1 protein-coding gene and 1 pseudogene are annotated in these 522 nt (G+C 44.8%); both read left to right on the plus strand.

Annotated features, from left to right (window positions below; translation table 11 throughout):
• A pseudogene (locus tag R7E78_RS30370) lies at positions 1-376 on the plus strand (SAM-dependent methyltransferase); the annotation flags it as partial.
• 8 nt (positions 377-384) lie between these two features.
• A partial coding sequence (locus tag R7E78_RS30375; RefSeq protein WP_318059179.1) for an FAD-dependent oxidoreductase occupies positions 385-522 on the plus strand: 138 nt, incomplete at its 3' end.

The following is a 522-nucleotide window of genomic DNA, read 5'->3' on the forward strand; positions in this document are numbered from 1 at the left end:
GCATCCGTATCCTGGCAATATGCTTGATAAAGCCCAAACATTGCCTGATCATGCCGATATTTGGTGGATGAGCCAGTTCTTAGATTGTTTCTCTCCAATTGAAATTTTAAATATTTTGAAGAAAGTAAAGGCGCAGTTGAGCGCGGGCGATACCGTTTACGTTCTCGAACTGTTTTGGGATGCGCAGAAATACGCGGGCGCGTCATACAGCTTAAATGCTACCTCGCTTTACTTTACCTGCCTAGCCAATGGTAATAGCCGTTTCTACCGTAGTGATGATTTCCTAGAAATTGTTGAAGCAGCAGGTCTCTCTGTTGTGGAAAGAACGGACAACATTGGCCTCGGACATACCTTATTAAAACTCCAAGCAAGCTAGTATAAAGAATGAAAACAGAGCACAAGCAAGTTGTCGTCGTTGGCGCAGGTCCTTCGGGTTCCACCGTTTCTGCGTTGCTAAAATCTCGTGGTATTGATGTTGTCGTGATCGAAAAAGCGACGTTCCCTCGTTTCTCAATTGGCGAA

Source organism: Vibrio sp. YT-19(2023) (assembly GCF_033337395.1).